At 72.9% G+C, this 25,989-nt stretch carries 26 protein-coding genes; 13 read left to right on the forward strand and 13 right to left on the reverse strand.

Translation table 11 applies throughout. From position 1 onward, the window contains the following. Positions 1-4: 4 nt before the first annotated feature. From E6W39_RS33475 to E6W39_RS33500, 6 genes are all read left to right on the forward strand, one after another. Positions 5-1,009, forward strand: coding sequence for a proline racemase family protein (locus tag E6W39_RS33475; protein WP_141636671.1), 1,005 nt, complete (start codon positions 5-7; stop codon positions 1,007-1,009). Next, entirely contained in the window at positions 1,006-2,391 is a 1,386-nt protein-coding gene (locus tag E6W39_RS33480; protein ID WP_323809125.1) for an aldehyde dehydrogenase family protein, read from the forward strand. The genes E6W39_RS33475 and E6W39_RS33480 overlap by 4 nt, the downstream gene beginning before the upstream one ends. Beyond that, positions 2,391-3,464 (forward strand): proline racemase family protein, encoded by a 1,074-nt coding sequence (locus tag E6W39_RS33485; RefSeq protein ID WP_141636672.1) that lies wholly within the window; start codon positions 2,391-2,393, stop codon positions 3,462-3,464. The genes E6W39_RS33480 and E6W39_RS33485 overlap by 1 nt, the downstream gene beginning before the upstream one ends. A 107-nt stretch (positions 3,465-3,571) precedes the next feature. Then, complete coding sequence (locus E6W39_RS33490; protein WP_228718474.1) at positions 3,572-4,609, forward strand: ornithine cyclodeaminase family protein; 1,038 nt, start codon at positions 3,572-3,574, stop codon at positions 4,607-4,609. A gap of 91 nt (positions 4,610-4,700) precedes the next feature. Next, on the forward strand, positions 4,701-5,423 hold the full coding sequence (locus E6W39_RS33495) for a GntR family transcriptional regulator (protein ID WP_141636674.1): 723 nt from the start codon (positions 4,701-4,703) through the stop codon (positions 5,421-5,423). Between the two features lie 119 nt (positions 5,424-5,542). Beyond that, positions 5,543-5,884 (forward strand): hypothetical protein, encoded by a 342-nt coding sequence (locus tag E6W39_RS33500; protein WP_141636675.1) that lies wholly within the window; start codon positions 5,543-5,545, stop codon positions 5,882-5,884. Positions 5,885-5,922: 38 nt separating this feature from the next. On the opposite strand, the gene E6W39_RS33505 is transcribed toward E6W39_RS33500, so the two are convergent. From E6W39_RS33505 to E6W39_RS33515, 3 genes are all read right to left on the reverse strand, one after another. Continuing rightward, a complete protein-coding gene (locus E6W39_RS33505) occupies positions 5,923-6,300 on the reverse strand; it encodes a YrdB family protein (RefSeq protein ID WP_141636676.1) in 378 nt (125 codons plus the stop codon). A gap of 400 nt (positions 6,301-6,700) precedes the next feature. After that, complete coding sequence (locus E6W39_RS33510; RefSeq protein ID WP_228718475.1) at positions 6,701-7,411, reverse strand: ABC transporter ATP-binding protein; 711 nt, start codon at positions 7,409-7,411, stop codon at positions 6,701-6,703. Positions 7,412-7,529: 118 nt separating this feature from the next. Beyond that, positions 7,530-8,603 carry an ABC transporter permease gene (locus tag E6W39_RS33515; protein WP_141636677.1) on the reverse strand — a complete coding sequence of 358 codons (1,074 nt, stop codon included), beginning with the start codon at positions 8,601-8,603 and terminating at the stop codon, positions 7,530-7,532. A gap of 182 nt (positions 8,604-8,785) precedes the next feature. Here E6W39_RS33515 and E6W39_RS33520 point away from each other — a divergent pair, with 182 nt between their 5' ends. Both E6W39_RS33520 and E6W39_RS33525 read left to right on the forward strand, forming a co-directional pair. Continuing rightward, on the forward strand, positions 8,786-10,462 hold the full coding sequence (locus E6W39_RS33520) for a sensor histidine kinase (RefSeq protein ID WP_228718476.1): 1,677 nt from the start codon (positions 8,786-8,788) through the stop codon (positions 10,460-10,462). After that, on the forward strand, positions 10,459-11,103 hold the full coding sequence (locus E6W39_RS33525; RefSeq protein WP_101379431.1) for a response regulator: 645 nt from the start codon (positions 10,459-10,461) through the stop codon (positions 11,101-11,103). Before E6W39_RS33520 ends, E6W39_RS33525 begins: the two co-directional genes overlap by 4 nt. 713 nt (positions 11,104-11,816) lie before the next feature. On the opposite strand, the gene E6W39_RS33530 is transcribed toward E6W39_RS33525, so the two are convergent. Both E6W39_RS33530 and E6W39_RS33535 read right to left on the reverse strand, forming a co-directional pair. Further along, on the reverse strand, positions 11,817-12,752 hold the full coding sequence (locus E6W39_RS33530; RefSeq protein ID WP_141636679.1) for a hypothetical protein: 936 nt from the start codon (positions 12,750-12,752) through the stop codon (positions 11,817-11,819). Between the two features lie 239 nt (positions 12,753-12,991). Continuing rightward, positions 12,992-14,104: a COG1361 family protein gene (locus E6W39_RS33535; protein WP_141636680.1), complete on the reverse strand. Its 1,113-nt coding sequence runs from the start codon at positions 14,102-14,104 to the stop codon at positions 12,992-12,994. Positions 14,105-14,246: 142 nt separating this feature from the next. Between E6W39_RS33535 and E6W39_RS33540 the strand changes: the two genes are divergently transcribed. The 3 genes from E6W39_RS33540 (at position 14,247) to E6W39_RS33550 (ending at position 17,083) form a co-directional block, all read left to right on the forward strand. Next, positions 14,247-14,891, forward strand: coding sequence for a TetR/AcrR family transcriptional regulator (locus E6W39_RS33540; protein ID WP_141636681.1), 645 nt, complete (start codon positions 14,247-14,249; stop codon positions 14,889-14,891). A 383-nt stretch (positions 14,892-15,274) separates the two neighbouring features. Then, on the forward strand, positions 15,275-16,300 hold the full coding sequence (locus E6W39_RS33545) for a nitronate monooxygenase (RefSeq protein WP_141636682.1): 1,026 nt from the start codon (positions 15,275-15,277) through the stop codon (positions 16,298-16,300). Positions 16,301-16,459: 159 nt separating this feature from the next. Next, positions 16,460-17,083 (forward strand): hypothetical protein, encoded by a 624-nt coding sequence (locus E6W39_RS33550; RefSeq protein WP_141636683.1) that lies wholly within the window; start codon positions 16,460-16,462, stop codon positions 17,081-17,083. 85 nt (positions 17,084-17,168) lie between these two features. Here E6W39_RS33550 and E6W39_RS33555 read toward each other — a convergent pair whose 3' ends face one another. The 6 genes from E6W39_RS33555 to E6W39_RS33580 form a co-directional block, all read right to left on the reverse strand. Beyond that, complete coding sequence (locus E6W39_RS33555) at positions 17,169-18,572, reverse strand: HAMP domain-containing sensor histidine kinase (protein WP_141636684.1); 1,404 nt, start codon at positions 18,570-18,572, stop codon at positions 17,169-17,171. After that, positions 18,569-19,363, reverse strand: a complete 795-nt coding sequence (locus tag E6W39_RS33560; protein WP_181799561.1) for a response regulator transcription factor — start codon at positions 19,361-19,363, stop codon at positions 18,569-18,571. The genes E6W39_RS33555 and E6W39_RS33560 overlap by 4 nt, the downstream gene beginning before the upstream one ends. A gap of 105 nt (positions 19,364-19,468) precedes the next feature. Further along, positions 19,469-20,422, reverse strand: a complete 954-nt coding sequence (locus E6W39_RS33565) for a MerR family transcriptional regulator (RefSeq protein WP_220140298.1) — start codon at positions 20,420-20,422, stop codon at positions 19,469-19,471. Between the two features lie 90 nt (positions 20,423-20,512). Beyond that, positions 20,513-21,304 carry a prolipoprotein diacylglyceryl transferase gene (lgt, locus tag E6W39_RS33570; RefSeq protein ID WP_181799562.1) on the reverse strand — a complete coding sequence of 264 codons (792 nt, stop codon included), beginning with the start codon at positions 21,302-21,304 and terminating at the stop codon, positions 20,513-20,515. Between the two features lie 85 nt (positions 21,305-21,389). Further along, a complete protein-coding gene (locus E6W39_RS33575) occupies positions 21,390-21,878 on the reverse strand; it encodes a glutathione peroxidase (RefSeq protein WP_141636687.1) in 489 nt (162 codons plus the stop codon). Between the two features lie 96 nt (positions 21,879-21,974). Then, entirely contained in the window at positions 21,975-22,889 is a 915-nt protein-coding gene (locus tag E6W39_RS33580; RefSeq protein WP_141636688.1) for a LysR family transcriptional regulator, read from the reverse strand. A gap of 71 nt (positions 22,890-22,960) precedes the next feature. Between E6W39_RS33580 and E6W39_RS33585 the strand changes: the two genes are divergently transcribed. Both E6W39_RS33585 and E6W39_RS33590 read left to right on the forward strand, forming a co-directional pair. After that, on the forward strand, positions 22,961-23,902 hold the full coding sequence (locus tag E6W39_RS33585; RefSeq protein WP_141636689.1) for an NAD-dependent epimerase/dehydratase family protein: 942 nt from the start codon (positions 22,961-22,963) through the stop codon (positions 23,900-23,902). 14 nt (positions 23,903-23,916) lie between these two features. Then, positions 23,917-24,801: an aldo/keto reductase gene (locus E6W39_RS33590; RefSeq protein WP_141636690.1), complete on the forward strand. Its 885-nt coding sequence runs from the start codon at positions 23,917-23,919 to the stop codon at positions 24,799-24,801. Between the two features lie 20 nt (positions 24,802-24,821). Here E6W39_RS33590 and E6W39_RS33595 read toward each other — a convergent pair whose 3' ends face one another. Together E6W39_RS33595 and E6W39_RS33600 are read right to left on the reverse strand one after the other, a co-directional pair. Next, on the reverse strand, positions 24,822-25,328 hold the full coding sequence (locus tag E6W39_RS33595; RefSeq protein ID WP_141636691.1) for a hypothetical protein: 507 nt from the start codon (positions 25,326-25,328) through the stop codon (positions 24,822-24,824). Between the two features lie 134 nt (positions 25,329-25,462). Then, positions 25,463-25,900 carry a cytidine/deoxycytidylate deaminase family protein gene (locus E6W39_RS33600; protein WP_141636692.1) on the reverse strand — a complete coding sequence of 146 codons (438 nt, stop codon included), beginning with the start codon at positions 25,898-25,900 and terminating at the stop codon, positions 25,463-25,465. Positions 25,901-25,989 lie beyond the last annotated feature (89 nt).

Raw genomic sequence — 25,989 nt, forward strand, 5'->3', positions numbered from 1 at the left:
CAGCATGCGTACTCGCCATGTCTTCCACGCCGTCGACTCGCACACCGAGGGCATGCCCACCCGGGTGATCACCGGCGGGTTCGGGGTGATCCCCGGCGCCACGATGGCCGAGCGCCGGGTCCACTTCCAGCAGCACATGGACCAGTTCCGCACCCTGCTGATGTACGAGCCGCGCGGCCACGCCTCGATGAGCGGTGCGATCCTGCAGCCGCCGACCCGCCCCGACGCGGACTACGGGGTGCTGTTCATCGAGGTCTCCGGGCTGCTGCCGATGTGCGGGCACGGCACCATCGGCGTCGCCACCGTGCTGGTGGAGACCGGCATGGTGCCGGTGGTCGAGCCGGTCACCACCGTGCGCCTGGACACCCCCGCCGGCCTGGTAACCGCCGAGGTGCAGGTGGAGAACGGTGCCGCCACCGCGGTCACCATCCGCAACGTGGCCTCGTACTCGGTCGAACTGGACAGCAAGATCGAGGTGCCCGGCTGGGGGAGTGTCGGGTACGACCTGGCGTTCGGCGGCAACTTCTACGCGATCCTGCCGCTGGCCGAGTTCGGGCTGCCGTTCGAGCGGGCACGCAAGCAGGAGATCCTGCAGGCCGGGCTCGCTCTGATGGAGGCGATCAACACCTCCGAGCAGCGCCCGGTGCACCCGCTGGAACCGTCCTTCCACAGCGTGCACCACGTCTACCTGGCCGCTCCCGGCTCGGACGCGGCGCACTCGCGGCACGCCATGGCCATCCACCCCGGCTGGTTCGACCGCTCGCCGTGCGGCACCGGCACCTCGGCCCGGATGGCCCAGCTGCATGCGCGCGGCCAACTCCCGCTGGAGCAGGACTTCTTGAACGAGTCCTTCATCGGCACCCGGTTCATCGGCCGACTGGTCGAGGAGACCGAGGTGGCCGGCCTGCCCGCGGTGATCCCCACCGTGACCGGGCGGGCCTGGGTCACCGGCACCGCGCAGTACTTCCTCGACCCGACCGACCCGTTCCCCGGAGGATTCCTGCTGTGACCGCCGAGACCGTTGCCACCGCTGCGACCGCTCGTGTGAGTGTTCCGTCGTACAACCCCGCGGATCCGACCGACCTGGTGGTCGAGGTCCCGGCCGCCGGCGCCGATGGCGTGGCGGCCGCCGTCGAGCGGGCCCGGGCCGCGCAGCCGGGCTGGCTCGGCGCCGGGGCCGCGGCCCGTTCCGCCGCGCTCGACCGGGCCGCCGACGCGATCGCCGGGCACGCCGGCGAACTGGCCGAGCTGGTGCTTCGCGAGGTCGGCAAGCCGCTCTCCGAAGCACGCGGCGAGGTGGCCAGGACCGTGGCCATCCTGCGCTACTACGCGCAGGCGCCCTACGCCGCCACCGGTGCCGTACACGAGACGGCGGCCGGCGCCGGGCTGCTCTTCACCAAGCGGCGACCGCACGGGGTGGCCGGTCTGGTCACGCCGTGGAACTTCCCGCTGGCGATCCCGGTCTGGAAGCTCGCCCCCGCGCTGGCCGTGGGCAACACCGTGGTGCTCAAGCCCGCGCCTGAGGCCACCGCCTGCGCGCTGCGACTGGCCGAACTGCTGGACCTGCCGGCGGACGTCCTCACCGTGGTGCCCGGCGGCGCGGTGGAAGGCAGCGCCCTGGTCGCGGCGGCCGACGTGGTGTCGTTCACCGGCTCCACGGCGGTCGGCGGCTCGGTGGTGCGCACCAGCGCGGAGCGCGGCGTGCCGGTGCAGGCCGAGATGGGCGGCGTCAACGCGGCCATCGTGCTGCCCGGCGCCGACGTCGAGCAGGCCGCCGCGCACCTGGCGTACGCCATCGCCGGCTACGCTGGCCAGAAGTGCACCGCCACCAGCCGGGTGATCGCGGTCGGCGACACCTACCAGCCGCTGCGCGAGGCACTCGGGAAGGCGCTGCCCGCGGTGGAGAGCGGCCCGGTGATCTCCGAGGCCGCGCGGGACCGGCTGGTCGGTGCGATCGGCTCGGCGCTGGCCGGCGGGGCGCTCGCCGTGACGGGTTGCCAAGTGCCGGACCGAGCGGGCTGGTTCATCGAGCCCACGCTGCTGGAGGGGGTGCCGCAGGGGCACCCGCTGCTGGGCGAGGAGTTCTTCGGGCCGCTGGCCGTGCTGCTGCCCGCCGCCGACCTGGACGAGGCCGTCGCCCTCGCCAACGGCAACCGGCACAGCCTCTCCGCGTCCGTGCACACCGCCGACCTGGATGCGGCGCTGGCCGCCGCCGACCGACTCGCGGCCGGCATGGTGCGGATCAACGCGCCGTCCAGCGGGGTCGACTTCCACCTGCCGTTCGGCGGCTCCGGGGCGGCCTCGTACGGGGCCAAGGAACAGGGGCAGGCGGCGCTGGAGTTCTACACCGCCAGCCGCACCGTCTCGCTGCTGCCGGCGGGGACTGCCTGATGGGTGGGGGCGGTGGCCTGGGCGGCGGTGGCGGCCTGGGTGATGGCGGGTCGGTGAGTGGTGGTCCGGTCAGTGGCGGGCCGGTGAGTGGCCGGTTGGTTGTCGAGACCGTCGACTACCACACGGCCGGGGAGCCCTTTCGGATCGTGTCGGCCGGGCTGCCGCCCATCGCCGGGGACACCGTGGCCGAGCGCCGGGCCATCGCCATCGGTGCCGGCGGCGAGCCGACCGACCCGCGGCCCAGCGCGCTGGACACAGTGCGCCAACTGCTCACCAGGGAACCGCGCGGACACGTGGGGATGTACGGCGGTTTCCTGGTGCCACCTGACGACGACGAGGCGCACCTCGGCGTGCTCTTCTTCCACAAGGACGGCTACTCCACCGCCTGCGGGCACGGCACCATCGCGCTCGGCGCCTGGGCGGTGGACAGCGGGCTGGTGGCCGCGCCGGACGACGGGCGGGCGCAGGTCCGGATCGACGTGCCGTCCGGCCGGGTGACCGCCGTGGTGCACCGGGCTGCCGGGCGGACCACGGCGGTGACCTTCCGCAACGTGCCCACCCGGGTGCTGGCGCGGGGGGTGCGGGTGAGCGGGCTGTCGGGTGGGTCGGTGCTGGTCGACCTGGCGGACTCGGGGGCGGTGTACGCCTCCGTGCGGGTGCCGGAGGTGTCACTGAGCACACTGCCGGAGCTGACCGCGCTCGGGCGTGAGATCCGTGGTGCACTGCTCGACCGCTACGAGCTGTACGGGGTGATCTTCCACCAGGAGTTGGCCGACGGTCCGTCAGGTCTGGTGCAGCGCAACGTCACCGTCTTCGCGGACGGCCAGATCGACCGCTCGCCGTGCGGTTCGGGCACCTCGGCCCGGCTGGCGCTGCTCGCCGACGAGGGTGCGCTGCGGCCCGGACAGGAGCTGCGGCACGAGTCGGTGATCGGCAGCGTGTTCACCGGGCGGGTGGTCGGTGAGCGCGACCGGGCGTACCTGACCGAGGTGACCGGCCTCGCGCACCGCACCGGCGAACACCGGTTCGTGCTCGATGGGCGGGACGAGTTGGGGACGGGGTTCCTGCTGTGACGCGGTCCGTTCCCGGGGGAGTTGGCGGGGCCATCGGCAGGGCCACCGGCAGGGCCGGAGACTCGGCTGGGGTGCCTGGGGTGCCTGGGGTGCCTGGGGTGCCTGGGGTGCCGGTGCGTCTGAGTCCGGCCGACGCTGTTGTGGCGCTCACCGAGGTGCTGCGGGGCGGCCTCGATCCGGAGGCCTGCCCGGCCCGGCTCGGGGTGCCGGTGCCGGCCGGGGAACTGCTGCTGATGCCGGCCGCGACCGCCGAGTACGCCGGTGTGAAGATCGCCGGTGTGGCACCGCAGAACCCCGAGCGGGGCCTGCCCCGGATCACCGGCAGCTACCTGCTGCTGGACGGAACGACCCTGCTGCCGCTGGCACTGCTGGACGGCGCGGCGCTCACCGCACTGCGCACCCCGGCCGTCACCGCGGTGGCCCTCGACCGCCTTGCCGCACCCCGGGCCGCACACCTGGTGCTCTTCGGGACCGGTCCGCAGGCCTACGGGCACCTGGACGCGCTGCGTGCCGTACGTCGACTGGAGCGGGTCACCGTCGTCGGGCGGCGCCACGGTCCGGTGGCCGAGCTGCTGGACCACGCCGAGCGGCTCGGATTGGTGGCCGTGCGCGGTACGCCGGACGCGGTCGCCGACGCCGACCTGGTGGTCTGCTGCACCACCGCCACCGAGCCGCTCTTCGACGGTGCGCTGGTCCCCGACCACGCCGCCGTCGCCGCAGTAGGCTCGCACTCCCCGACCGGGCGCGAGGTCGACACCGTGCTGGTGCGGCGATCCGCCTGCTACGTGGAGGCGCGCGCGGTGGCGCTGCGCGAGGCGGGAGACCTGCTGCTCGCGCTGCCGCCCGAGGTCGCGGCGGTGCCGGCGGCTCGGGAGCAGGCCGCGCGGGGGTGGATGAACCTGGCCGAACTGGTCGCCTGCACAGGGGGCGGCGCTGCTGGGGGCGGCGGGGCGCACGGCGGCGGGGCGCACGAGGGCGCGGCGTACGACGGCGCGATGTCGGTGCCGATGGACCGGCCGCGCTTCTTCAAGAGTGTGGGGATGGCCTGGCAGGATCTGGCGGTGGCCGCAGCGGCGTACCGCGAGTGGGGTGGGCGTGCGGACCAGGCGTCCTGGACGGTCGGTGGTGGCCCCGGCGTTCCCTGATGGCTCGTCAAGCGGCATGATGGATCGACCGTGAGCGCCCGAAGAAACGTGACATTGTACACTGGTGCTCCGCACCATCCGGAGGACCGCAGTGACCGAGTCAAAGCCCCGCCCCCTCATCTCCGTCCAGGAACGCCTGCGCGACCAGGTCGCGCACGCCCTGCGGGCTGCGCTCATCTCGGGTGAGCTGCGCCCCGGCGTGGTCTACTCAGCGCCTGCGCTGGCCGCCGACTTCGGGGTCTCGGCCACCCCCGTGCGTGAGGCGATGCTCGACCTCGCCCGCGAAGGCCTGGTCGAAGCGGTCCGCAACAAGGGCTTCCGGGTCACCGAGATGACCGAGCGCGACCTCGACGACTACACCGGGATCCGCGCACTGATCGAGGTCCCGACCGTCGGCCGGGTCACCAGCACCGCCAGCAGCGAGCAGCTGGAGGCACTGCGCCCGGTGGCCGAGGAGATTGTGGCCGCTGCGCGCAAGCACGACCTGATCGGCTACCTGGAGGCGGACCGCCAGTTCCACCTCACCCTGCTGGGCCTGGCCGGCAACGCCCGCCTGGTCGAGGTCGTCGGCGACCTGCGCAAGCGCTCCCGCCTCTATGGCCTCACCCGCCTCGACCAGCGCGGTGAACTGGTCTCCTCCGCCGAGGAGCACCTGGAGCTGCTCGACCTGATGCTTTCCGGCGACGCGGCCGCCGCCGAGGCCTGCATGTCCCGCCACCTCGGCCACGTCCGCTCCCTCTGGGCCGACCCGGTGGCCGACTCCGCCGCCGGGCCCGACCCGGAGAAGCCGGCGCTGCGCCTCGGCACGCGGTAGGTCCTGGCAGGTCGAGCCCGAGCTGACGCCCTCCTCCTAGGGCTGCCATGAGCGATGAGGAGGAGGCGACAGCGGGCGGGACGAGGGTGTGGGCGCCAGGAACCAGGAAGGCCCCCATCGTGGCAGTGGTGTCGTGGCAGCGGTGGCAGGGACTTGCGGTGGGTGGGCATGCGGACGTCTTCGATCTGAGCGGAGCTCCGCCGCAGGGTTGGATGCATGCCGTCTTCAACGGCGGCCCATACGGTGAAGACATCGGCCGATGCGTGCCCGGCCCGCCGGCGCCAGTGAGCCTCACGGTTCCGCTGCCGGAGGGCGGTGAATTCGGCTACCGGCTATGGGCGGTCGGCTCGTGGTCGCAGCCGGGTGACCCGATCGCCGTCTACGACGAGACCGGTCCGGTACCTGAACTGCCGCTGTCGGAGCTTGAGAAGTCCTGGCTCAACCGCCGTGCGAGTTCGTAGCTCTACGCCCTTCGGCCCCCTGGCTCGATGGTGCCGCGCTAGCGCGTTGCGTACTCCACGGCGACGCTGAGCACAGCGAGGCCACCGAAGGCCAGCGCGAGGGTAGGGTGTCCGGTGGCGCGCAGGGCCAGCGCGGCGACCGCGAACACCGCTATTTTGATGACGACTTGAGCTACCAGCGGTAGCGTGAACTTCGGCCCGCCTGCGGCCAGGAACAGACCCCAGGTCAGCCCCGCCAACGCCGGGGCGCCGATGCCGAGCAGAATGCGCGCGGGGGTGCTGCGACCGGTCTTGAAGCCCCAGTAGCAGAGTGCGGCCAACAAGCCCATTTCCAGGGCGAATGCGAGTCCCGCGTTGGCGACTGTCAGCGGCGTCCAACTCCGGCCGGCGCTCGGGCCGGGTGCGGCGGTTCTCATCTCTGCTCCCCCTGATACCGCGCCCGGGCGGGCGCCGATCGCTACGCAAGTGACGCCGATCGCTGCGCGAGTATCGCAGGGCGGTATCCGGAACTCAATCGGTTACGTGAGTGCTGCGGCGACGGCTGGTGGCCGACGTGGAGGCACCGGCTACCGGTCGACGTAACGGACACCGTGGGAGGTCCGGCCTATCGGCTGCGGAGATCCGCGACACGGGCTGTCGACGGCCGAACGGCGGGCCGCACGCTGCGAGTTCGCGGCAGCACCCGGGGGCGCCTGACTCCTTCGGCTGTGAGCCAGGTGCCCCGGCCAGGTGCCAGGTGCCAGGTGCCCCGGCCCGGTGCCGGGGGCCGGTTGTGGGTGGAGCCAGCCAGGACCCCCGCTGGCCGCCGTCGCCTCCTCATCCCGTCAGCCTCCCGTCGTGCATCTCCAGGACGCGGTGGGTGCGGCCCAGCAAATCGTGGTCATGGGTGACCATGACGGTGGCGGTCCGGTGCTGCTCGGTGACCTCGGCCAGGAGCTCCACGATCTGACGGCCGCGCTCGTGGTCCAGGGCGGAGGTCGGCTCGTCCACCAGGAGCACCGAGGGATCGCCGAACAGTGCTCTGGCGATGTTCACCCGTTGGCGCTCGCCGCCGGACAGCTGATGCGGGCGGCGTTGCTGCTTCGGTCCGGTGAGACCGACGGAGGCGAGGAGCGACTCCGCGCGGGCCCGCGCGGTGGCTGGGCGTTTCCCTCGTAGGTGGGCGACGACCAGCAGTTGCTCGACGGCGGTCAGCGAGGCCAGCAGGTTGGACTGCTGGAAGACGATGCCGAGCCGCTCCCTGCGCAGCGCCGTGCGGGCGGCAGGGCTGAGGGCACCCGCGTCCTGATCGTCGATCAGCACCTGGCCGCGGTCGGGAGTGAGGAGGGTGGCGGCCACCGCCAGCAGGCTGGACTTGCCGGAGCCGGACGGGCCGGCCACCGCGACGAACTCGCCGGGGGCGACCCGAAGTTCGACGTCGTCCAACGCGGTCAGGCGCTGCTCGCCGTCGGGGTAGGTGAGGGTGACGCCGCGCAGGGCGAGTCCGGTACGGGTGGCCACGGTGGCCGGGGCGGTGAGGGAGGTCACGGCTGGACCCTTTCTCTGGCTGACCCCACGGAGGGGGTGACGAGGATGGGGTTGGTGACGGTGGGCATCGGGGAGGCGGAGTCGGCGAGGCTGGAGGTCGGGAACGCGAGGCTGGTGCTCATCGGCTGGCCCCGAGGGCGGTGAGCGGGTCGACGGCGGTGATGCGGCGGACGGCCAAGGCAGCGCCGAGCAGGCCGAGCAGCACCATCACGGCCACGGGAACGGCCACGCTGACCGCGCTCAGATCGAAGGGCACGGCGGCCGTGGCGACGACCCCGCCGACAGCGCCGGCGGCCCCGCCCAGCAGCGCCCCGCCCAGCAGGACGGCGGCCGCCTGGGCCAGTGCGTCCCGAACGAGGTAGCCACTGCCGGCTCCGACCGCCTTGAGGATCGCGATGTCCGGCTTGCGCTGGACCGTCCAGACGGTGAAGAACGCCCCCACGACCAAGGCGCTGACCGCGAACAGGAAGCCCTGGATCAGCTGCAGGCTGCCCTGCTCGGCCGAGTACCCGTCGATCCCGGTCACCGCGTCGTCCAGCGTGACGGCCTTGGTGTTCTGGGCCCGGTCGACGGCGCTCGGATCAGCCCCGGGCGCCAGCGAGACCGCCAGGGCGGTGGGCTGGCCCTGACCGGTCACCGCCTGCCAGGTGGCCAGCGTGGTCCAGACGGTCGGCGCATGGGCGTAGGAGCGGTCGGCCGTGATCGCGGCGATGGTCAAGGTACGCGCGCCCACCCGCACCTGTTCGCCCACCGTCAGGTGGCTGGACGCGGCGATGCCGGAGCCGACCGCGACCTGCCCGTCGGTCGGGGCGGTGCCGGAGGTGAGCGGCGGCAGCAGGGCGGACGGTGCACCGAGCACGCTCACCGAGGTGGCCGAGCTGGTACCGGTGAGGCGCGTCATCGCCAGGCCGATCCCGGCCGCCGAGCGCACCCCGGGCGCCGCTGCCCACCCGGCCTGTTGTTCAGGGGCCACCGTGCTGGAACTGAACGAGACGGTGGGGGTGGCCCCCGGAGGCGAGCCGAAGACGATCCGGTCGGCCGGCAACCGGGCGACGGTCGAGGAGGCGGCCGATGCAAGACCGCCGGTCAGCCCGTAGAGGAAGACCACCAGCGTGGTGATCAGGGCCACCACGGTGCCCATCAGGGCGAACCGGCCCCTGGCGAATTGGATGTCACGCAGGGCGACGAACATGGGTGCTCTCCCCGGATCGAGGCGGTCGATTGGACTGCATCCACTCTTCCGTTCGACCGGCTGCCCCGGTATCGATGAGAAGGTTTGTATGGAGCCCCATCGTTTGATGGAGCCTCGAATCCATCAAACGATTGATGCTGTGGCGCGTGGATCGTCGCAGGCCAGGCCGTACCCTCGGATCCGTGAACCGCTTCGACCACTCCGCTCCCGCCGCCCCGGTGCCCACCGGGCACGCGGCGAGCACGCCCGCCCTGCGGATGATGAACCTCGCCCTGCACGGGCTGTTCTTCACCCTGCTCGTGGTGCTCGTGGTGCGCGGGCTGGTCACCGGCGGGCTCGGGCAGACCAGTCTGCTGACCGCGATCACGCTCGGTTCGCTCTACGGCCTCGGTGGGGTGGGCCAGCGGATCCGGGCCGACCGCCGGTTGGCCGGCGCCTGGCTGGTCGGGGTGCTGGTGCTCTGGACCGGGCTCACGGTGGTGCACCCGGAGTTCAGCTACCTCGCATTCCCCCTCTACTTCGTGCTGCTGCACCTGCTGTCCGTCGTGCTGGCGGTTCCGGCCGTGCTGGGGGTCACCGGGATAGTGGTGGCGGCCCAGGCGCAGACCGCCGGTGGGCTGACGGCGGCCAAGGTGGTCGGCCCGCTGGCCGGGCTGGCAGTCGCGGTCCTCACCGCCGCCGGCTATGCGGCGCTCTACCGGGAGAGCCGTGCCCGGGCCCGCGCGGTGGACGTCGCGATGCGCATGGTTCAGGAGGTGACCGAGACCCGCAATGAGCTGGCCGAGAGCCAGCGCGCCGCCGGCCGGCTGGCCGAGCGCCAGCGCTTGGCGGCCGAGATCCACGACACCTTGGCGCAGGGCCTGTCCAGCATCGTGCTGCTGGCCCGCTCGGCCGAGTCGGCGCTGCCCGCGGATCCGTCCACCGCCGCGGAGCGGATCGGCGAGCTCGGGCGTACGGCGGCGGAGAACCTCGCCGAGGCCCGCCGGTTCGTCCGGGAGCTCACCCCGCCGGCTCTGGAGGAGGCCAGCCTGAGCGAGGCACTGCGGCGCTTGGCCGAACGTCGGGGCGCCGACTTCCATCTGGAGGGCGAGCCCTGTCCGCTGCCGGTGGAAGCGGAGGTGGCGCTGCTGCGGTTGACCCAGCAGGCACTGGCCAATGCGGTGCAGCACGCCCAGGCCACCCGGATCGCGGTCACCCTGAGCTACTTGGATGACGAGGTCACGCTGGACGTCTTCGACGACGGGGTGGGCTTCGACCCGCATGCACACCGCACCGGAGAGCAGAGCGGCTTCGGCCTGCACGGGATGCGTGAACGAATGGTGGCGCTCGGCGGTCTGCTGACAGTCGAGTCGGCCCCCGGCGAGGGCACGGCGGTGGCGGCCGCCATACCGATCCCGGCGGTCGACCTGCCGGGTGGCGAGCAAGAGAGCAGTGAGCCTGCGGGCACGGTACGGGTCGGGAGTCGGCCCAGCGACAAGGCCCCGACGCTCGACGGGGAGTGGTCCGGCGGGCAGGAGCCGCCGCGTGGTGGGGCAGCAGACCGTGGGGAGCTGACGGCTAGCGGCGCCGTGCCGGCCACCGCTGACTGGACAGTCGGTGATCTTGCCGCGGAGGCCCTGGGCTTCGGCGGTGGGGTCGACCTGGACGGGGTGGTCCAGGGACCGGCGCCCGCGCCGCACGCTGATGGGGAGCACGCGGTTACGGGCTCCGAGCCAGGCGCACGACATGACGACCACCACCGCCGCGATGCGAGGCGACTCAAACCCACCCCGCCCATCGTCACCAGGCTGATCATCGGCCGCTTGGTACCGCGTCGGCGACTCCGAGGCATGCTGATCCGCGAGCGGAGTCACTCGTGATCCGGGTCCTGCTGGTGGATGACCACCCGGTGGTCCGGCGCGGGCTGCGCGCGATGGTGGACGAACTGCCCGAGTTGTCCGCCGTCGGCGAGGCGGCAGACGGTGCCGAGGCGCTGAGCCTGCTGGCGGAGCTGGCGGAGAGCGGCCAACCGCGGCCGGACGTGGTGCTGATGGACCTTCAGATGACGGGCGGCATGCACGGCGTCGAGGCCACCAGACGGATCACCGCGCTGCCGGACCCACCGGCCGTGCTGATCCTGACGACCTACAGCACCGACGCCGACATTCTCACCGCGGTCGAGGCCGGTGCCACCGGTTACATGCTCAAGGACACCCCGCCGGACGAGCTGGTGGCGGCCGTGCAGGCCGCAGCCAGAGGGGAGACGGTGCTGGCGCCACCGGTCGCGGCCCGGTTGCTTGGTCGAGTTCGTGACGGGAGGCCGACGCTGTCGCCACGGGAGGCGGAGATCCTGCAGCTGGTCGCCGAAGGTCTGCCGAACCGGCAGATCTCCAAGCGGCTCTTCATCAGCGAGGCCACGGTGAAGACGCACCTGGTGCACATCTTCGAGAAGCTCGACGTGGACAGCCGTACGGCGGCCATTGCCGCAGGGTTGGCAGCAGGGTTGATCCGGCCGACCTGACCTGACTCGAAGTCAAGCGGGGTCGGCCGGACGCTCGGGGGGTGGCCGGCCTGGTGCACCGCACTGGGCGGCTCTGGGGCCCGCGCAGTGCACCGTGCCGGCAGGCTTGGTGGGCCGCGGCGGGCACAGCACTGGTGGCCCGGCGCACCGCGGCGGGCAGTGCTGGGCGGCGTAGGCGGCAGCTGCGGTGCCCGGGCACTCGGCCCGCTGGGCGGCTGGCCGGCGACCGGCCAACGGGCCGTCGCGGGCCCGGGGTTGGGCGTGCGGGGCAGCGTGCCAGCGGTGCGTGGCCCGCGGGTGGTGCGTGTCGGTTCACGTCGGCCTGCTTGCCGTCAGCGCCGGTGGCCGGTGGCTCCCACGCCTTCGCTGGCCGCTGCGTCCGTTCCTTGGCTAGCGGTTGACCGCCAGCCGCCAGCCGCCAGCCGCCAGCCGCCAGCCGCCCGCCGCCAGCCGCCCGCCGCGCCCGCCGACCCCGGCAGCTCGCCCCTGCGGCTTCGCCACCGTGCTCGCTCGGACGAGGCTTGGCGCTGCCAAGGTCACCCGCTCGCTACGGCACGATACGTCGCCAGTTGCGGCACAGCTTCGCTCGCGGCGTCAGCGGTGAGGCGGCGGCCTCACGCTGCGTCAGCCGCGAGCGAAGCGGGGTGCGGGTCGGGTCAGGCAAGGGGCAGCTCAGCACCGTCGGGCGGCGCCGAGGGGGCACCGACCGGGTGTCAGCCCTTGGTCACGCAGTTGTTCGCCGCGTTGGACCAGAGACCCTGGAGGTCGAAGCTACCGGTGGAGAGCTTGACGAACGAGTCCATGTTGACGCAGGCGTCGCCGATCTCGCCGTTGCCACCGTTCCAGCCGATGCTGGGCCAGAAGTCGGTGACCGTCTCCGCGTACTCGTGGGTCTCGGTGGACTCGATGCCGGAGAGCGCGCGGCCGTCGGTCAGCGTGGTGCAGCCGTCGATGCCGGTGTCGGGGACGTAGGGCATGTTGGTGTAGGCCAGCGTGCCGTAGGACGAGCTGGTCTTGTCGTGCCAGGCGCAGAAGCCGCTGTTCGGGAAGCCGTCGGGGTGGGTGCCGGTGGCGGAGAGCACCACGTACTGGGCGTTCAGGTTGGGCGCCTGGGTCTTGTTGCCGAAGTGCCCGGCCGCCTTGACCGCCTCGGCCCCGATCTGGGCCGCGGTGGCGCTGCCCGGCGCGGCGGCGGCGTTGTCGAACCAGACGCCGGCCAGCGGGGAGCTGGTGGGGTGCTGGACGTGGGTGCCCTTGCTGCCGCAGGTCACGGTGCCCTTGGCGACGCCCTCACAGTACTGGTCGAGGATGGTGCCCCAGGTGTCCTGGGTGCCGTAGAGGCCCTTGAACATGGCCTGCATGTCGGGGGCGACCCCGGCCGGGTCGTTCTTCCATTGGGAGCCCCAGAAGACCAGGTAGACCTTCGGGGTGGGAGACACGACACCCTGGCTGGCGCTGGAGCCCACGCTCAGGGTGCTGCCGCTGGTTGCTGTGGCAGCCGCGGTGGTGTGCCCGTGCAGCGGCTTGACCCCGAAGTGGGTGGGGCTGGCCGAAGCCGGGCTGCTGCCCGCGAAGCCGGCGACGGCGAGGGCGGCGGTGCCGAGGACGGCGAGCGCGCGGCTGGCGGAGGCAAGTGGGCGAATGGACATGGGGGAGTCCTCCCGGAGTGAGGGCGCGGTGCAGGACACGCGAAAGATGGGGGTGCGTGTGGTGCAGCCGCAACCCAACCAGTTCGCCCGGGAAGGCGTCTATACCTAAGACATGACAAGACGACAGATTTTACTGACGCGACACAAGGGAACGGGACTTTGTGCTGACAAAGCGGGCTGCATCAGCAGAATCTGATGCAGCCCGCCAGATAGGGGAGTTGGGGGCGGTGGGAGTCGCTTCAGCAGACGGGGATCGTCACCGTCAGCGTGAACCGGTGCGGGTCCGGGTCGGCCGGTGCCTCCTGGGTGATCGTCACTGGAATGCTGGTGCCGGGCTGGGCGTCCGGGTCGACCTGGAGCGCGAAACCTCGGTTGTACTGGGACCAGGTGTTGTTGACGATGTCGTTGCAGGTCGCGGTGGTCCCGTCCGGCGAAATGGTGCACGGGTTGTAACTCGGGGTGCTGCTCAGCCACTTGGAGCCGGCCGGCAGCGTGGCGGTCAGGCTGCCGCGCCACGGGTAGTCGGTGGACGGGCCGAGGTTGCGCTCCACGATCTCGAAGTCTGCCGGGTTGCCGGGTGCAGCCGGCTTGGGCGGCCGCCACAGCTCAAGTGCCGCGTTGGTGACGGGGGCTGAGGTGTCGAAGCTCCAAGTCGCGGAGTTGTCATCCGGGTTCTGCGTCGAGTTCCAGGTGACCACGGCCGTGCCGCCCGAGTAGCTGCGCGGGCCGGGTGTGGTGCTGATCGTCTTGGCGAAGATCTGCGAGGTCTCGCAGCCGCCGGGTGCGAGACTCTTGGCGACCGGGAAGCGGATCCAGTTCCAGCCCCCGTCCACCGGGCCGCTGTGGCTGGTGGTCAGGGTCAGGCCGGGGTCGCCGGGGCCGTTGACCACCAGGGTCGCCGACGTCGGCGTCTCGGTGCCGTTGTTGCACACGGTCACCTGGACGGTCCCGACGGCGCCCGGGGCGGTCGGGGGCGAGGGCGGACTGACGCTGACGCTGAGGTCCTTGCTGTACGCGGACCGGCGGGCGCCCGCACCGGAACGCAGTGCGGGGCCGACCAGCTTGCGCGGCGCGGTGCCGACGGTGGGGGGCAGTACGTAGAGGCCGGTGAGGTGGTCGGCCTGGTCCGCCCCGCTGGGCTGAGGAGCCTGACTGCCGGGAGCCGATTGACCAGGCTGCGTGGCCTGAGCGGTCTGAGCGTCTTGCGTGGCCTGACCGGCTTGCACGGCCTGCCCGGCCTGCGCGGGCTGCGTGGATTGCGTAGGTGTGGCAGGTGGTGCGGCCGCCTGCGCGGCCTGGGTGAGCGGGAGCGGCAGCAGCACGGCCGCCGCGAGTAGAGCGGGGATCCGCATGGGGGAACTCCGAGGGGACGAACTCCGAGGAGATGCTGAGATGAACGTCGTCGTTCGCTTGCGAAACTACGCAGCGGCAGGGCGGATCGCTCTGCGCAGTTACTCCGCCCGGTGGCCTGCGCAGGTGTGGGAGGATCGCGCAATGCCCTCACACGACCTCTCGCCGCCCGCCGTCACCCGTGGCGGGCGAGCTCAGGTGCTCGCCGCGGCGGCCGAGCTGTTCACCCGCGACGGCTATGCGGCCACCACCACCCGGGCCGTCGCCGAACGGGCCGGCATCCGGCAGTCGACGCTCTACCACCACTTCGCCAACAAGGACGACATCCTGGCGACGCTGCTCGAAGGCACCGTCGCCCCCACCGCCGCCTACGCGGAGCGGCTGCTGACCACCGCCGAAGCGGTGCCCGGCGCGCGCTTGTGGGCGCTGGTCCGGTTCAACACGGAGCTGCTGCTCGGCGGCCTGTCCAACCTCGGCGCGCTCTACCAGCTGCCGGAGGTGCGCGGTGAGCGGTTCGCCGGGTTCCGCCAGACCCGCTGCCGCCTCGCCGCGGCCTATCGCGAGCTGATCTCCCCGCTGCAGCCGCTGCCCGAGGCGGAGCTGCGGCTGCGCGGCGAACTGGTGCTTGGCCTGGTCGAGGGGGCGGTCGCGGTGGCGCGCGGGTGCAGCGAGCAGGACGCCGCCGAGGTGCCCGCCGCAGCAGCGGACGCCGCCGTACGGCTCGCCTCCGACTACGGCTGCCCGGCCGAGCACCTGGCCCTGCTCCGAGCGGCCGCACTCGCCCTCTGAGCGGGCGAACACTTCGAGCGGGCGAACACTTCGAGCGGGCGAAGACTTCGAGCGGGCGACCCCTTCGAGCGGGGCGAACCTTTCGAGTGGGCCAACGCTGCAAGTGGGCGATCCCGATCCCTGCGAGTGGACGATCCCTCCGATCACGCAAGCCCTCAGGGCGCGTGATCGCTCTGAACGGGCGCTCCGAGCAGGCGACCCCTTCGAGCGGGGCGAACCTTTCGAGTGGGCGAGTCCTCCGGGCGCGCGATCGCTCTGAGACGGGCGAGTGCTCCGAGCAAGGCGGTCCCCCCGAGCATGTGAGCCCCCGGGCGCCCGACCCCGGCGAGCTAGCGATGCCCGGCTGCCCGCCCGCCGGTGCTGACGGTTCGTAGAGTAAGGACATGTTCACCCTCCAGGACGTCGCGCTCCCCATCCTCGCCGCGCCCATGGCCGGCGGTGCCTCCACCCCGGAACTGGTGGCGGCCGTGGCCGCTGCCGGCGGCTTCGGCAGCCTGGCCGCGGGCTATCGGACAGCCACGGCGATGAGTGAACAGATCGCCGCCACACGGAAGTTGACCGACCGTCCGTTCGGCGTCAATCTCTTCGTCCCGGCGGCCAGCGACCCGGCCGTGCTGGCGGGGCTGCCCGCTTACCGGGAGGAGCTGCGGCCGGACGCGGAACGGCTGGGCGCCCGGTTGCCCGAGGAGATCCCGGCCGATGACGAGGACTGGGCCGCCAAGATCGCCGCCCTGCTCGCCGACCCGGTGCCAGTGGTCTCGTACACCTTCGGGCTGCCGACCCCCGCCGAGGCCGAGGCGCTGGCCGCGGTCGGCACTGCCCAGGTCGCCACCGTCACCAGCGTGGCCGAGGCCAGGGCCGCGGCGGAACTGGGGATGTCCGCGCTCGCCGTGCAGGGGCCGGAGGCCGGGGGCCACCGCGGCACCCACAGCGTGGCGGCCGCGCCCGGCACCGAGCCGCTGCTCACGCTGCTCGCCGAGGTGCGGGCGGCCGTCGGCCTGCCGATCATCGCGGCCGGCGGGATCGGCGACGGGCCCGCGATCGCGGCCGCCCTGACCGCCGGCGCCGCAGCCGTCCAACTCGGCACCGCCTACCTGCTCGCCGACGAGGCCGGCACCGCTGCCGGGCACCGGGCGGCCCTGCGGTCACCGGAGTTCACGGAGACCGCCATCACCAGGGCGTTCACCGGGCGGGCGGCGCGCGGGCTGCGGAACTCGTTCATCGACCGGCACGCCGGCCGGGCACCCTACGCCTACCCGGAGGTGCACCACCTCACCGCCCCGCTGCGCCAGGCCGCCTCCCGGGCCGGGGATGTGCAGTCGATGCACCTGTGGGCGGGTACGGCGTTCCGCAGCGCCCGTCCGGGGCCGGCCGCTGAGATCACGGCCGAGCTGTGGCGGGCGGTCTGAGCTGCGGTATTCATGAGCATTCAGCTGCGCGAGGGGGCCGGGGCCGGGTAGCTGAACCAGTTCTTAACCACCCGTCAGGCACACTGCTGACGGCCCGGCAGCGCGCCGGATCGCGGCGCGGTCGGCGAGGCGCGCCCGGATCAGTATGAGGACGGTCTGGTGACCCTCACGAACGATGCTCCGCAGGTGGACGGCGTGGGCGCCGATGACGAGAGTGGGCCCGGGGGCAATACCCGGCTCACCACCGTCACAGGTGTGCTGCTGGTGCCGCTGCTCGCCGTCCAGGGCTGGACCATCCTGTCGATCAGCCGCCTGGTGGCGGTCCATGTGTTCGTCGGGCTGCTGCTGCTCGGCCCGGCGTGCCTGAAACTCGCGAGCACCGGCTACCGCATCGTCCGCTACTACCTGGGCGCCCGGTCCTACCGCCGCCAGGGTGCGCCACCACTGGTGCGGCGGCTGCTCGGCCCGCTGGTGGCGGCCAGCACGGTCGGCCTGCTCGCCACCGGGCTGACCCTGGCGCTGGTCGGCCAGGACACCGCCGGGCCGGTCCCGGTGCTGTTGCTGCACAAGCTCATGTTCCTCGGCTGGATCAGCGTCACCTCGCTGCACGTCCTGCTGCACCTGCCCCGGCTGTTCGCCGCCACCCGGCGCCGTCTGGCCGGCCAGGCGCTCCGGATTCCGGGTGTCGGCCGCCGCTGGGCGGTGGTGGCGGTGGCCCTGGCCGTCGGTACGGCCCTCGCCTTCGCGGGCGAGCACCTCGCGAGCGCCTGGCAGCTGGGCTGAGCGGGCCGGGCTGGGCTGCGCTGACCGGGACCGGGCCGGGCCGGGCTGAGCGAGCCGGGCGCGCCGGTCGTCAGCGGCCCCTGGCTCAGCCGGAGGGAGCCGCGCCGGCCCGCGGCGCCCGCCGTTCGCGGCGCGAGCCCCGGGAGGCCGCCGACCCGGCGGGCAGGCGGAGCAGGGCGGTCAGTCCGCCGCCCGGGGTGGGCTCCAGCGCGACCCGCCCCCCGTTGGCGGTGACCAGCCGGTGCACGATGGCCAGCCCCAGGCCGGTCCCGTTCGGGCGCCCGGCGTCGAAGCGGCGGAACGCGCGCTCCCGGGCGGCGCCGTCCATCCCGGGGCCGTTGTCCACGACGGACAGCAGCACCTCGCCCTGCTCCGGCTGCCGGCCGGTCTCGATCGCAACCAGCCCGCCGTCCGGCACGGCCTCCAGCGCGTTGGCGAGCAGGTTGTCCAGCACCTGTTCCAGGTCCCCGGCCGCCAAGTGCGCAGTAAGCCGGCCCGGGCCGCCCGCCGTGAGCCGCACACCGCGCTCCTCGGCCACCGGCTGCCAGGCGCCGATGCGGTCGGCGATGACCTCGTCGACGGCGACCGGAGCCGGCCGGGGCACCGCGTTCTCCGCCCGGGCGACGGCGAGCAGGCCGTCCACCAACCGGGACAGCCGGGCCACCTCGTGCTGCGCCCGGGCGAGTTCCTGGGCGGTGGTGTCGTCCCCGGCATCGGCCGACAGCAGGTCCAGGCGCAGCCGCAGCGCGGTCAGCGGGGTGCGCAACTGGTGCGAGACATCGGCGATGACCGCGCGGTGGCCGTGCACCAGGTTCTCGGTGCGGGCGGCCATGGCGTTGAAGGTGGCGGCCAGGCGGCGCACCTCCGGCGGGCCCTGCGACACCGCCGCGCGGGCTTCCAGGTCTCCCTCGCCCAAGCGCCCGGCGGCCGTGTCGAGGTCGGCCAGCGGGCGCCCGACCCAGCGGGCCAGCCGGACGGCGACCAGCACGGACGCGCCGAGGGCACCCAACCCGCACAGGCCCAGCCAGCTCCAGATCGTGATCAGCCGGTCGTTCAGATCGTCGGTCGATCGGGAGAACGCCAGCGCCCCGGCGGGCGGCACGCTGTCCCCGATGGGCACGGCGAGGGTCAGCCGGCCGTCCCGCGGCACGGACTGCTGCCGGCCGCCGCCCAGCGCCTGGGCGAGCACGCCCGGCGGCAGCACCGCCCGGCACGGCGTGGACAGCACCTCGACCCCGTGCGCATCGAACACCTGGGCGCACTCGCCGCGAGCGGCGGCGGCCGAGAGCTGCTCGGCGGCATCGGCGTCGGAGCGGTGGTCGGACAGGTGCTCCTCGGCCGCCGCGGCGATGGCGCGGGCCGTGGCCGCCGTCTGCCCCCGGAACGAGTCGCGCTCCCGGTCGCTCATCGAGATGCCGAGCGGCACCACGGCCAGCACCAGCAGCGCTGTCACCAGGGCCAGCACGCTCAGCGCGATGCGCCGGGTCACGGCGCGGAATCCCGAGCAGCGGCGGTGGCGGTAGCGGTGGCCGGAGCAGCGGCGGTAGCGGTGGCCGGGGCAGTAGCGGTGGCCGGGCCGCCGAGGGCGGCGGGATCGCCGAGCCGGAAGCCCCGGCCGTAGACCGTCTCGATCAGCCCGTCGACGGCCAGTTTGCGACGCAGCGCCGCCATGTGGACGTCCAGCACCTTGGTCGGTCCGTACCAGTGCGCGTCCCAGGCCCGCTCCAGGATCACCTGACGGGTCACGACCCGCCCCGGATCGACGGCCAGGCAGTGCAGGATGTCGAACTCCTTTGGCGTCAGCGCGACTTCCTGGCCGTGCACGCTGACCCGGCGGGTGCGCGGGTCCACCGTCAGCGGGCCGTGCACCAGCAGTTCGCTGCCGGTCGGACGGGTCCGCCGCAGCACCGCGCGCAGCCGGGCCAGCAGCTCCGCCAGCCCGAACGGCTTGACCAGGTAGTCGTCGGCGCCCTCGTCGAGTGCCGCGACCCGGTCGGCCTCCTCCCCGCGGGCGGTCACCACGATGATCGCGGCATCCGACTCCCGGCGCAGCCGGCGGCAGACCTCCACACCGTCCAGGTCGGGCAGCCCCAGGTCGAGCAGCACCACGTCGGGCACCGGTCGCGCCCTGAGCGCCTCGGCCCCCGTCCCGGCGTGCCGGACCGCGTACCCCTCCCGGCCGAGCCCCCGCCCGAGCAAGGCGGCGATGTCCTGGTCGTCCTCGACGACCAGGACGGACAGCGGTGCGCAGTGTGCCGCGGCTTCGGTGACCTGTGCCATCGGGCCAGCGTAGAGCGCGCGACAGGGGCGGCCGGCGGGGGCTTCGGCGGGGCGGGCACCGGCATCGTGACGTCCCGGCCGGGCCCGTCCCGCCGTGGTGTTCCGTCAGCCGGCCCGCAGTGCCTGGATCAGCCAGGCGGCGGCACCTGCGGTGTCCGACGGCGCACCGTCGGCCGTCGGCCAGCCGTTGATGATGCCGAGCAGCTGCCAGTACCGCTCGTACCGCGAGTCGGTGGTCGCCTCCAGGGTGGCCAGCAGCCAGCGGCGGAACTCGGCGTCGCCGGTGCGGCCGACCAGTTCGGCGTACGCCCCGACCAACTCGTCCAGCACGGGCCGGGCGTCGGGTGAGTCGGGGGCGATGCCGGCTGCCACGGCGGCGGCGACCCGGTCGGTCAGCAGCGCCGCCATGCCCCGGGAGGCGTCGCCCGGCGGCGTACCCACCTCCGCTGCCGAGTGCGCCTGGGCGGTGGCGGCCCGCCGCAGGCCGGCCCGGAAGTCCTGGTCCTGCACCAGCTCGGCGAGCTCCACCCAGGCGTCGGTCTGCTGCTGGCTCGGGTCGGCGGGCAGTTCGGGCATCGCGCCCCGCAGCATCGGCAGGAAGTCGGGGGCCAGATCGAGGTCGCGGAAGGTGTCGTCGATGAAGTCGTTGATCAGGTTGCGTCGTTCGGCATCGGAGAGCCGGGCGAGCTTGTGCATGAGTGCGATCTCCTCGGGTGTGGTGGTGCCCCGCTCGGCCACCGTCCGCAGCACGGCCCGGTGCAGCTGCATCGCGCGGATCCGGGTGTCCAGGGCGGCCGCGTGTGCCTCGGCGACCTCGGCGAGGGTCAACTCGCTTGCCAGCACCTTGTGCACGGTGGCGAGGTCCACGTCGAGGTCGCGCAGCGTACGGACCAGGCCCAGGCGCAGCAGTGCGTCGGGACCGTAGAGCCGGTAGCCGGCGGGGGTTCGGTCGGCCGGCGGCACCAGCCCCTCGTCGGACCAGTACCGGATCGTCTTGACCGTCAGTCCGGTCAGCCGGGCCAGTTCGCCGATGGTGAGGAGGGGGGTGTCGTCGGGCATGTCCACCACTGTCCGGTCTCCTGCCGCTGGAGGGTCAAACCCGCTTTCCTGGCGGGGTCAACCCGCCTTCCCGGGGGCCTCGTGGGGCAGTCAGTCCCGCTTGCGTCGCTGGAGGACGATGAACCAGACCAGCCCGAACAGCGCCAGGCCCGACGCCACGTAGAAGTTCAGCCGCAGACCGAGGAAGTACTGCGAGGGGTCGACGCGGATCGACTCCTCGAAGATGCGGAACGCCGAGTACCCCATCACATAGAGGGCCATCAGGCTGCCCGGTTGGAGCCGCTTGCGGTTGCCGAGCCAGATCAGCAGCGCGGCCAGCGCCAGGTCCCAGATGAGCTCGTAGAGGAAGGTGGGGTGGAAGGTCGGGTCCTGGAGGTAGCCGGGGGGCCGGTAACCGGGGTCGATCTTCAGGGCCCAGGGGAGGTTGGTGGGGCCGCCGAAGAGCTCCTGGTTGAAGTAGTTGCCGATCCGGCCGATGGCCTGGGCGATCAGCAGGCACGGCGCCAGCGCGTCCATCATGCCGGGCACACTGGCGCCGGCCCGGCGCACCCGCCAGATGCCGACGGCGGTGGCCAGCGCGACCCCGCCCCAGATGCCGAGCCCGCCCTCCCAGACGGCGAACGGGCCCCACCAGTGCGGCGGAATGTACTTGGGCGTGGTCAGGTCGAAGTAGAGCCGGCCGCCGATGATTCCGGCCGGCACGCACCACAGGGCGACGTCGTCCACCAGCGCCGGGTCGCCGCCCGCCACCCGCCAGCGGTGCCGGCCGAGGGCCACGGCGAGGCCGATGCCCACGATGTAGCTCAGGGCGTAGAAGTGGATGAAGAGCGGCCCGAGATGGAACCCGTTGGTGGGCGGGGACGGGATGGCGGCAAGCAGCATGTGGTCGAGGTTATCGGCGGCGCCTGGGGTGGCCGGCCCGCCCTCGGCCGTCATGGACGGCGAGGGCGGGCCGGCCGGTGTGGCGTCAGGCCGGGAGCTGCGCCTCGATGGCCGCGACGACGGTGGCGTCCTCGGGCTCGGTGCGCGGGCGGAACCGGCCGACCACGTCGCCCTCGGCGGAGACCAGGAACTTCTCGAAGTTCCAGGTCACGTCACCGGCGTTGCCCTCGGCGTCGGCGAACCGGGTGAGCTCGACGTAGAGCGGGTGGCGCTGGTCGCCGTTGACGTCGGTCTTCTCCAGGAGCGGGAAGGTGACGCCGTAGGTGGTGGAGCAGAAGGTCTGGATCTCCTCGGCGCTGCCCGGCTCCTGGCCGGCGAACTGGTTGCACGGCACGCCGAGCACCGTGAGCCCGCGGCTGCCGTACTGCTCCTGCAGCCGCTCCAGGCCGGCGTACTGCGGGGTGAGGCCGCACTTGGAGGCGACGTTGACGATGAGCACGGCCTTGCCCTTGTAGGCGGCCAGCGAGGTGGGCTCGCCGGACAGGGTGCGCAGGGGGATGTCGTAGAGGCTCATGGGAGGCCCTTTCGAGGCGGGACGCTGCTGGTGGGGCGGAACGCGTACCACGGTAGTCGCACGGTGTGACGCGGGGGAGGGCAGCCCGATGCGGGATCAACTTCCCTGCCGGTGCTGCCGCGAGGCCTGCTCGCGGAGGGCTTCGACGAGCGTCGTCACATGGGGCCGGTCACTGCGGCCGATCGCGGCGACACCGATGTGCCGGACCGGTCCCGGCGGCTTGACCGGGACGGTGCGAAGGCCGGGGATCTCGGGGCTGAGCGCGATGAAGGGGATCAGGGAGACGCCCATGCCCGCGGCGACGAGCGAGCGGGCGAAGAAGTAGTCGGTGGTGGTCCCGCGCACGTCCGGAGCGAAGCCGGCGCGCTCGGCGTAGCGGCGCAGGTACGCCTCGGTCTTCAGGCAGCCGAGCACCCAGGGCTCGGCCGCCAGCTCGGCGAGGTCGAGCACATCGCTGCCGGCCAGCCGGTGCCCCCGGGGTAGGACGACGTGCAGGGGGTCTTCCAGGAGCGGGGTCCACTCCAGGCTGGAGTTGGGGCCCGGTCCGAGGGGCAGCGGACCGTCGAAGTGGTAGGCGAGCGCGACGTCCACGGCGCCCTGGCGGACGAGCGGCAGGGCGTCCTCCGGCTCGCTCTCCCTGACGTGCAGCACGGCGCGGGGGTGGGCCGCCATCAGCCGGGTGAGGGCGCCGGGCAGCAGGAGCCGGCCGCCGCTGGTGAAGGTGGCGACGGTGAGCTGTACGCGGCCCGTGCTGAGCCGGTCGACCTGCTGCTTCGCGTGCTCGAGCTCGGCGGCGACGGATTCGGCGGCGCCGACCATGATCCGGCCGGCCTGGGTCAGGGTGACGCCGCGGGTGCTGCGGGCGACGACCTGGGCGCCGAGGCTGCGCTCCAGGGCGGCCACGTGCTGGGAGACGGCCGAGGGGGTGAGGCGCAGCGCGGCGGCCGCCTGGTTGAAGCTGCCGTGCTCCGCCACCGCCCGCAGGACGCGGAGCCGCTGCACATCGATCAACAGTCTGCCTTAATACGTTTCCAGCAAGTCAGTACTTCTGCTGATGACCATAGCTCTCCAGGATGGGGGGCATGCAAGCGATCTGCGTCATCGGCGGAAGCCGGTACTTTGGGAAGCTCCTGGTGAAGCGCCTTCAGGCGGCGGGCCACCAGGTCACTGTGATCAACCGCGGCTCCGCCCCGCCGCCCGCCGGAGTCGAGCACCTCGTCGTCGACCGCGATGACGAGGCCGCCCTGATGGCCGCGCTCGGCTCCCGCAGCTTCGACGTGGTCGTCGACCAGGTCTGCTACACCCCGGTGCAGGCCGCCATCGCCGCCCGTGCCTTCGCCGGCCGTACCCGGCGCTACGTCATGACGTCCACGATCGAGGTCTACGACCCGGCGAGCGCCGCGCTGCCGGCGCTCCCGCCGGGCGCGCCGGTGCCGGAGGAGCTCGTGGATCCGGCCGACTGGCTGGTGGCCGCGGACCTTCCCTGGCACGACGAGGCGTACCTGGAGGCGCACTACGCCGAGGGCAAGCGCCAGGCGGAGGCCGTCCTCACCCGCGCCGGCGGCTTCGAGTTCGCCTCGGTGCGCAGCGCGCACGTGCTGGGAGGCGGCCCGCAGGAGTTCACCGGCCGACTCGCGCACTACGCCGAGCGCATCGCCCGGGGCGAGGAGATCGCCGTGCACGCGAAGGCGCTGCCCACGGTGTTCATCCACTACGAGGAGCTGGCGGAGCTGCTGCGGTGGGCGGCCACCGCCACCGACTTCACCGGTCCGCTCAACGCCTGCTCCCACGGCCCGCTCGACGTACACGGCCTCGCCGCGATCATCGCCGCGCAGGTCGGCCGGGCGCCCGTCGTCCGGACCGTCCAGGCGGGCGAGGAGGCGTCGCCGTTCTCCTTCGACCGCCACTACGCGATGAGCAACGCCCGCGCCACGGAGCTGGGCTTCTCGTTCTCCCGCACCACCGACTGGCTGCCCGGCGCCGTCGCCGAAGCCCTCACCGACGAACCGTCACCCAACGCCTGAGGAACGGAGCGACCATGCAGTACCGCACCATCGCGGACACCGTCGTCAGCGCCATCGGCCTGGGCGCGATGCCGCTGTCCATCGAGCACCGTCCGGACGAGACACGGGCCATCGCCACCGTCCACGCCGCCCTGGACGCGGGTGTCACGCTCATCGACACCGCCGACAGCTACCACTGGCACGCCGGCGAGGTCGGCCACAACGAACTGCTGATCGCCCGCGCCCTGGCCCGCTACGGCGGCGACACCTCCGGCATCCTGGTCGCCACCAAGGGCGGCCGCGGTCGCCCCGGCGACGGCAGTTGGACCGTCACCGGCACCCCGGAACACCTCAAGCAAGCCGCCGAGGCCTCCGCCAAGCGCCTTGGCGTCGACGCGATCGGCCTCTACCAGCTGCACAAGCCGGACCCCGCCGTGCCCTGGGCGGAGTCCGTCGGCGCGCTGCGCGAGCTGCTCGACGCCGGCACGATCCGCGCTGCCGGGATCTCCAACGTCACCACCGCCCAGATCCGCGAGGCACACGCGATCCTGGGGGACGGACTCGCCTCCGTGCAGAACCAGTACTCGCCGGCCGTGCGCGACAGTGAGGCGGAGCTGCGGCTGAGCACCCGGCTGGGGCTGGCCTTCCTGCCCTGGAGCCCGCTGGGTGGCATCTCGCACAGCTCCCTCGACGGCCCGTCCGGCCCCACCTCCGTCGGCACCGCGTTCCACCGCATCGCGGCCGACCACGGCGTCAGCCCGCAGCAGATCGCCTTGGCCTGGCTGCTCGCCCGCTCCCCGGCGGTGATCCCGGTACCGGGAGCCAGCCGTCCGGTCTCCATCACCGACTCGGCCAGGGCCGCGGAGCTCGAGCTGAGCGCGGAGGAGCTGGCGCGGCTTGAGGACGCCCTGCCGGGGTGAGGTGCCGTACCGGTAGTGCCCTAACCCTGCGCGAAGACGGCCGCGATGACGACGACGGTGATGACGAGCCCGAGAACGACCCCGAGCACTCCCGGGCTGACCCGATCGCGGAGCTGCTTCGGCGGCGGGGTGCGGGCTTCCTGCCCCGCGCTCAGCTCCCACCAGTTGACGACCCGCTGGAAGTCCGTCTCGAAGTCGGGGTACGGGTAGAGGGCGTTGTGGGCGAGCCCGGGCAGGGAGCGGCGCCGCCCGTTCTGGAGGAAGATCCGAGGCGCATACGTCGTTCCGGACTGGCTGCCGGTCTCGCGCACGTCGATCCAGCGGATCTCGTCCCAGGAGTAGGTCTTGCCGGACCCGAAGCCCCAGCAGATGGTTATGCCGGCGGCTCCGACCGTGGTCCAACTCCGGGACGAGACGTAGACGCTGGCAACGACGAGCGCGACGGTGCCGCCGAGCACCCAGCAGGCGCCCGTCAGACCGAGCCGGGGAGCGACGAGGATTCCTTGGAGGGCGAACAGGACGCTCAATATCGCAGCGTTCCGCCAGGACGGTCGAAGGCGGTCTCTGCCTCGGAAGATCAGCTCGTTCACCGGCTGCACACTACGTCATCTCGGCTTGAGCAGATGGCCCGGCTGCCGCTGGCGGGCCGAGCCGCGCGGGTTCAGTCGGCGTCGAGCTGGTGGTCGGCCCAGACGTAGCTCTCGGGCAGCAAGTCGATGATGGGGACGGCACGGAGGCGGTCGGGTGCGCCGACGATGACGTTGATGGTGGGGAAGTAGTCGAGCAGAACCTGACGGCAGCGGCCGCACGGTGGCACGACCCCGCGCTCGCGGTCGCCCACGGCGACGATGGTGTCCAACTCGTAGGCGCCCTGGGCGGCTGCGGTGCCGATGACGACCAGCTCCGCGCAGGGGCCTCCGGTGAAGTGGTAGGCGTTCACCGCGGTGACGATCCGGCCGTCGCGGGTGCGGGCTGCGGCCGCCATGGTGTGGTTGTCACCCCGGCAGCGGGTGCGGGCGACCTGCGCCGCGGCGTCGATGAGCTCCTGGTCGACATGGGGGTCTGCGTGGTCATCTTCTTCTCGGCTTTCACTTTTCACTGGGAGTCAGGCGACGTTGCCCCGGATGAGGAGGGTGCGCAAGCGATTATCGGAGCCGGCAGGCTGGACGGGATCTCGGACGCCTGCCA

It is taken from the genome of Kitasatospora acidiphila, from assembly GCF_006636205.1.
Lineage (GTDB): Bacteria > Actinomycetota > Actinomycetes > Streptomycetales > Streptomycetaceae > Kitasatospora > Kitasatospora acidiphila.

Bases quoted from the DNA above. Each gene is read 5' to 3' on its own strand.
- E6W39_RS33475 (WP_141636671.1), top strand. From the start codon at position 5: ATGCGTACTCGCCATGTCTTCCACGCCGTCGACTCGCACACCGAGGGC.
- E6W39_RS33485 (WP_141636672.1), top strand. From the start codon at position 2,391: ATGGGTGGGGGCGGTGGCCTGGGCGGCGGTGGCGGCCTGGGTGATGGC.
- E6W39_RS33505 (WP_141636676.1), bottom strand. From the start codon at position 6,300: ATGAGAACCGCCGCACCCGGCCCGAGCGCCGGCCGGAGTTGGACGCCG.
- E6W39_RS33515 (WP_141636677.1), bottom strand. From the start codon at position 8,603: ATGTTCGTCGCCCTGCGTGACATCCAATTCGCCAGGGGCCGGTTCGCC.
- E6W39_RS33530 (WP_141636679.1), bottom strand. From the start codon at position 12,752: ATGTCCATTCGCCCACTTGCCTCCGCCAGCCGCGCGCTCGCCGTCCTC.
- E6W39_RS33535 (WP_141636680.1), bottom strand. From the start codon at position 14,104: ATGCGGATCCCCGCTCTACTCGCGGCGGCCGTGCTGCTGCCGCTCCCG.
- E6W39_RS33540 (WP_141636681.1), top strand. From the start codon at position 14,247: ATGCCCTCACACGACCTCTCGCCGCCCGCCGTCACCCGTGGCGGGCGA.
- E6W39_RS33545 (WP_141636682.1), top strand. From the start codon at position 15,275: ATGTTCACCCTCCAGGACGTCGCGCTCCCCATCCTCGCCGCGCCCATG.
- E6W39_RS33560 (WP_181799561.1), bottom strand. From the start codon at position 19,363: ATGGCACAGGTCACCGAAGCCGCGGCACACTGCGCACCGCTGTCCGTC.
- E6W39_RS33565 (WP_220140298.1), bottom strand. From the start codon at position 20,422: ATGCCCGACGACACCCCCCTCCTCACCATCGGCGAACTGGCCCGGCTG.
- lgt (WP_181799562.1), bottom strand. From the start codon at position 21,304: ATGCTGCTTGCCGCCATCCCGTCCCCGCCCACCAACGGGTTCCATCTC.
- E6W39_RS33575 (WP_141636687.1), bottom strand. From the start codon at position 21,878: ATGAGCCTCTACGACATCCCCCTGCGCACCCTGTCCGGCGAGCCCACC.
- E6W39_RS33585 (WP_141636689.1), top strand. From the start codon at position 22,961: ATGCAAGCGATCTGCGTCATCGGCGGAAGCCGGTACTTTGGGAAGCTC.
- E6W39_RS33590 (WP_141636690.1), top strand. From the start codon at position 23,917: ATGCAGTACCGCACCATCGCGGACACCGTCGTCAGCGCCATCGGCCTG.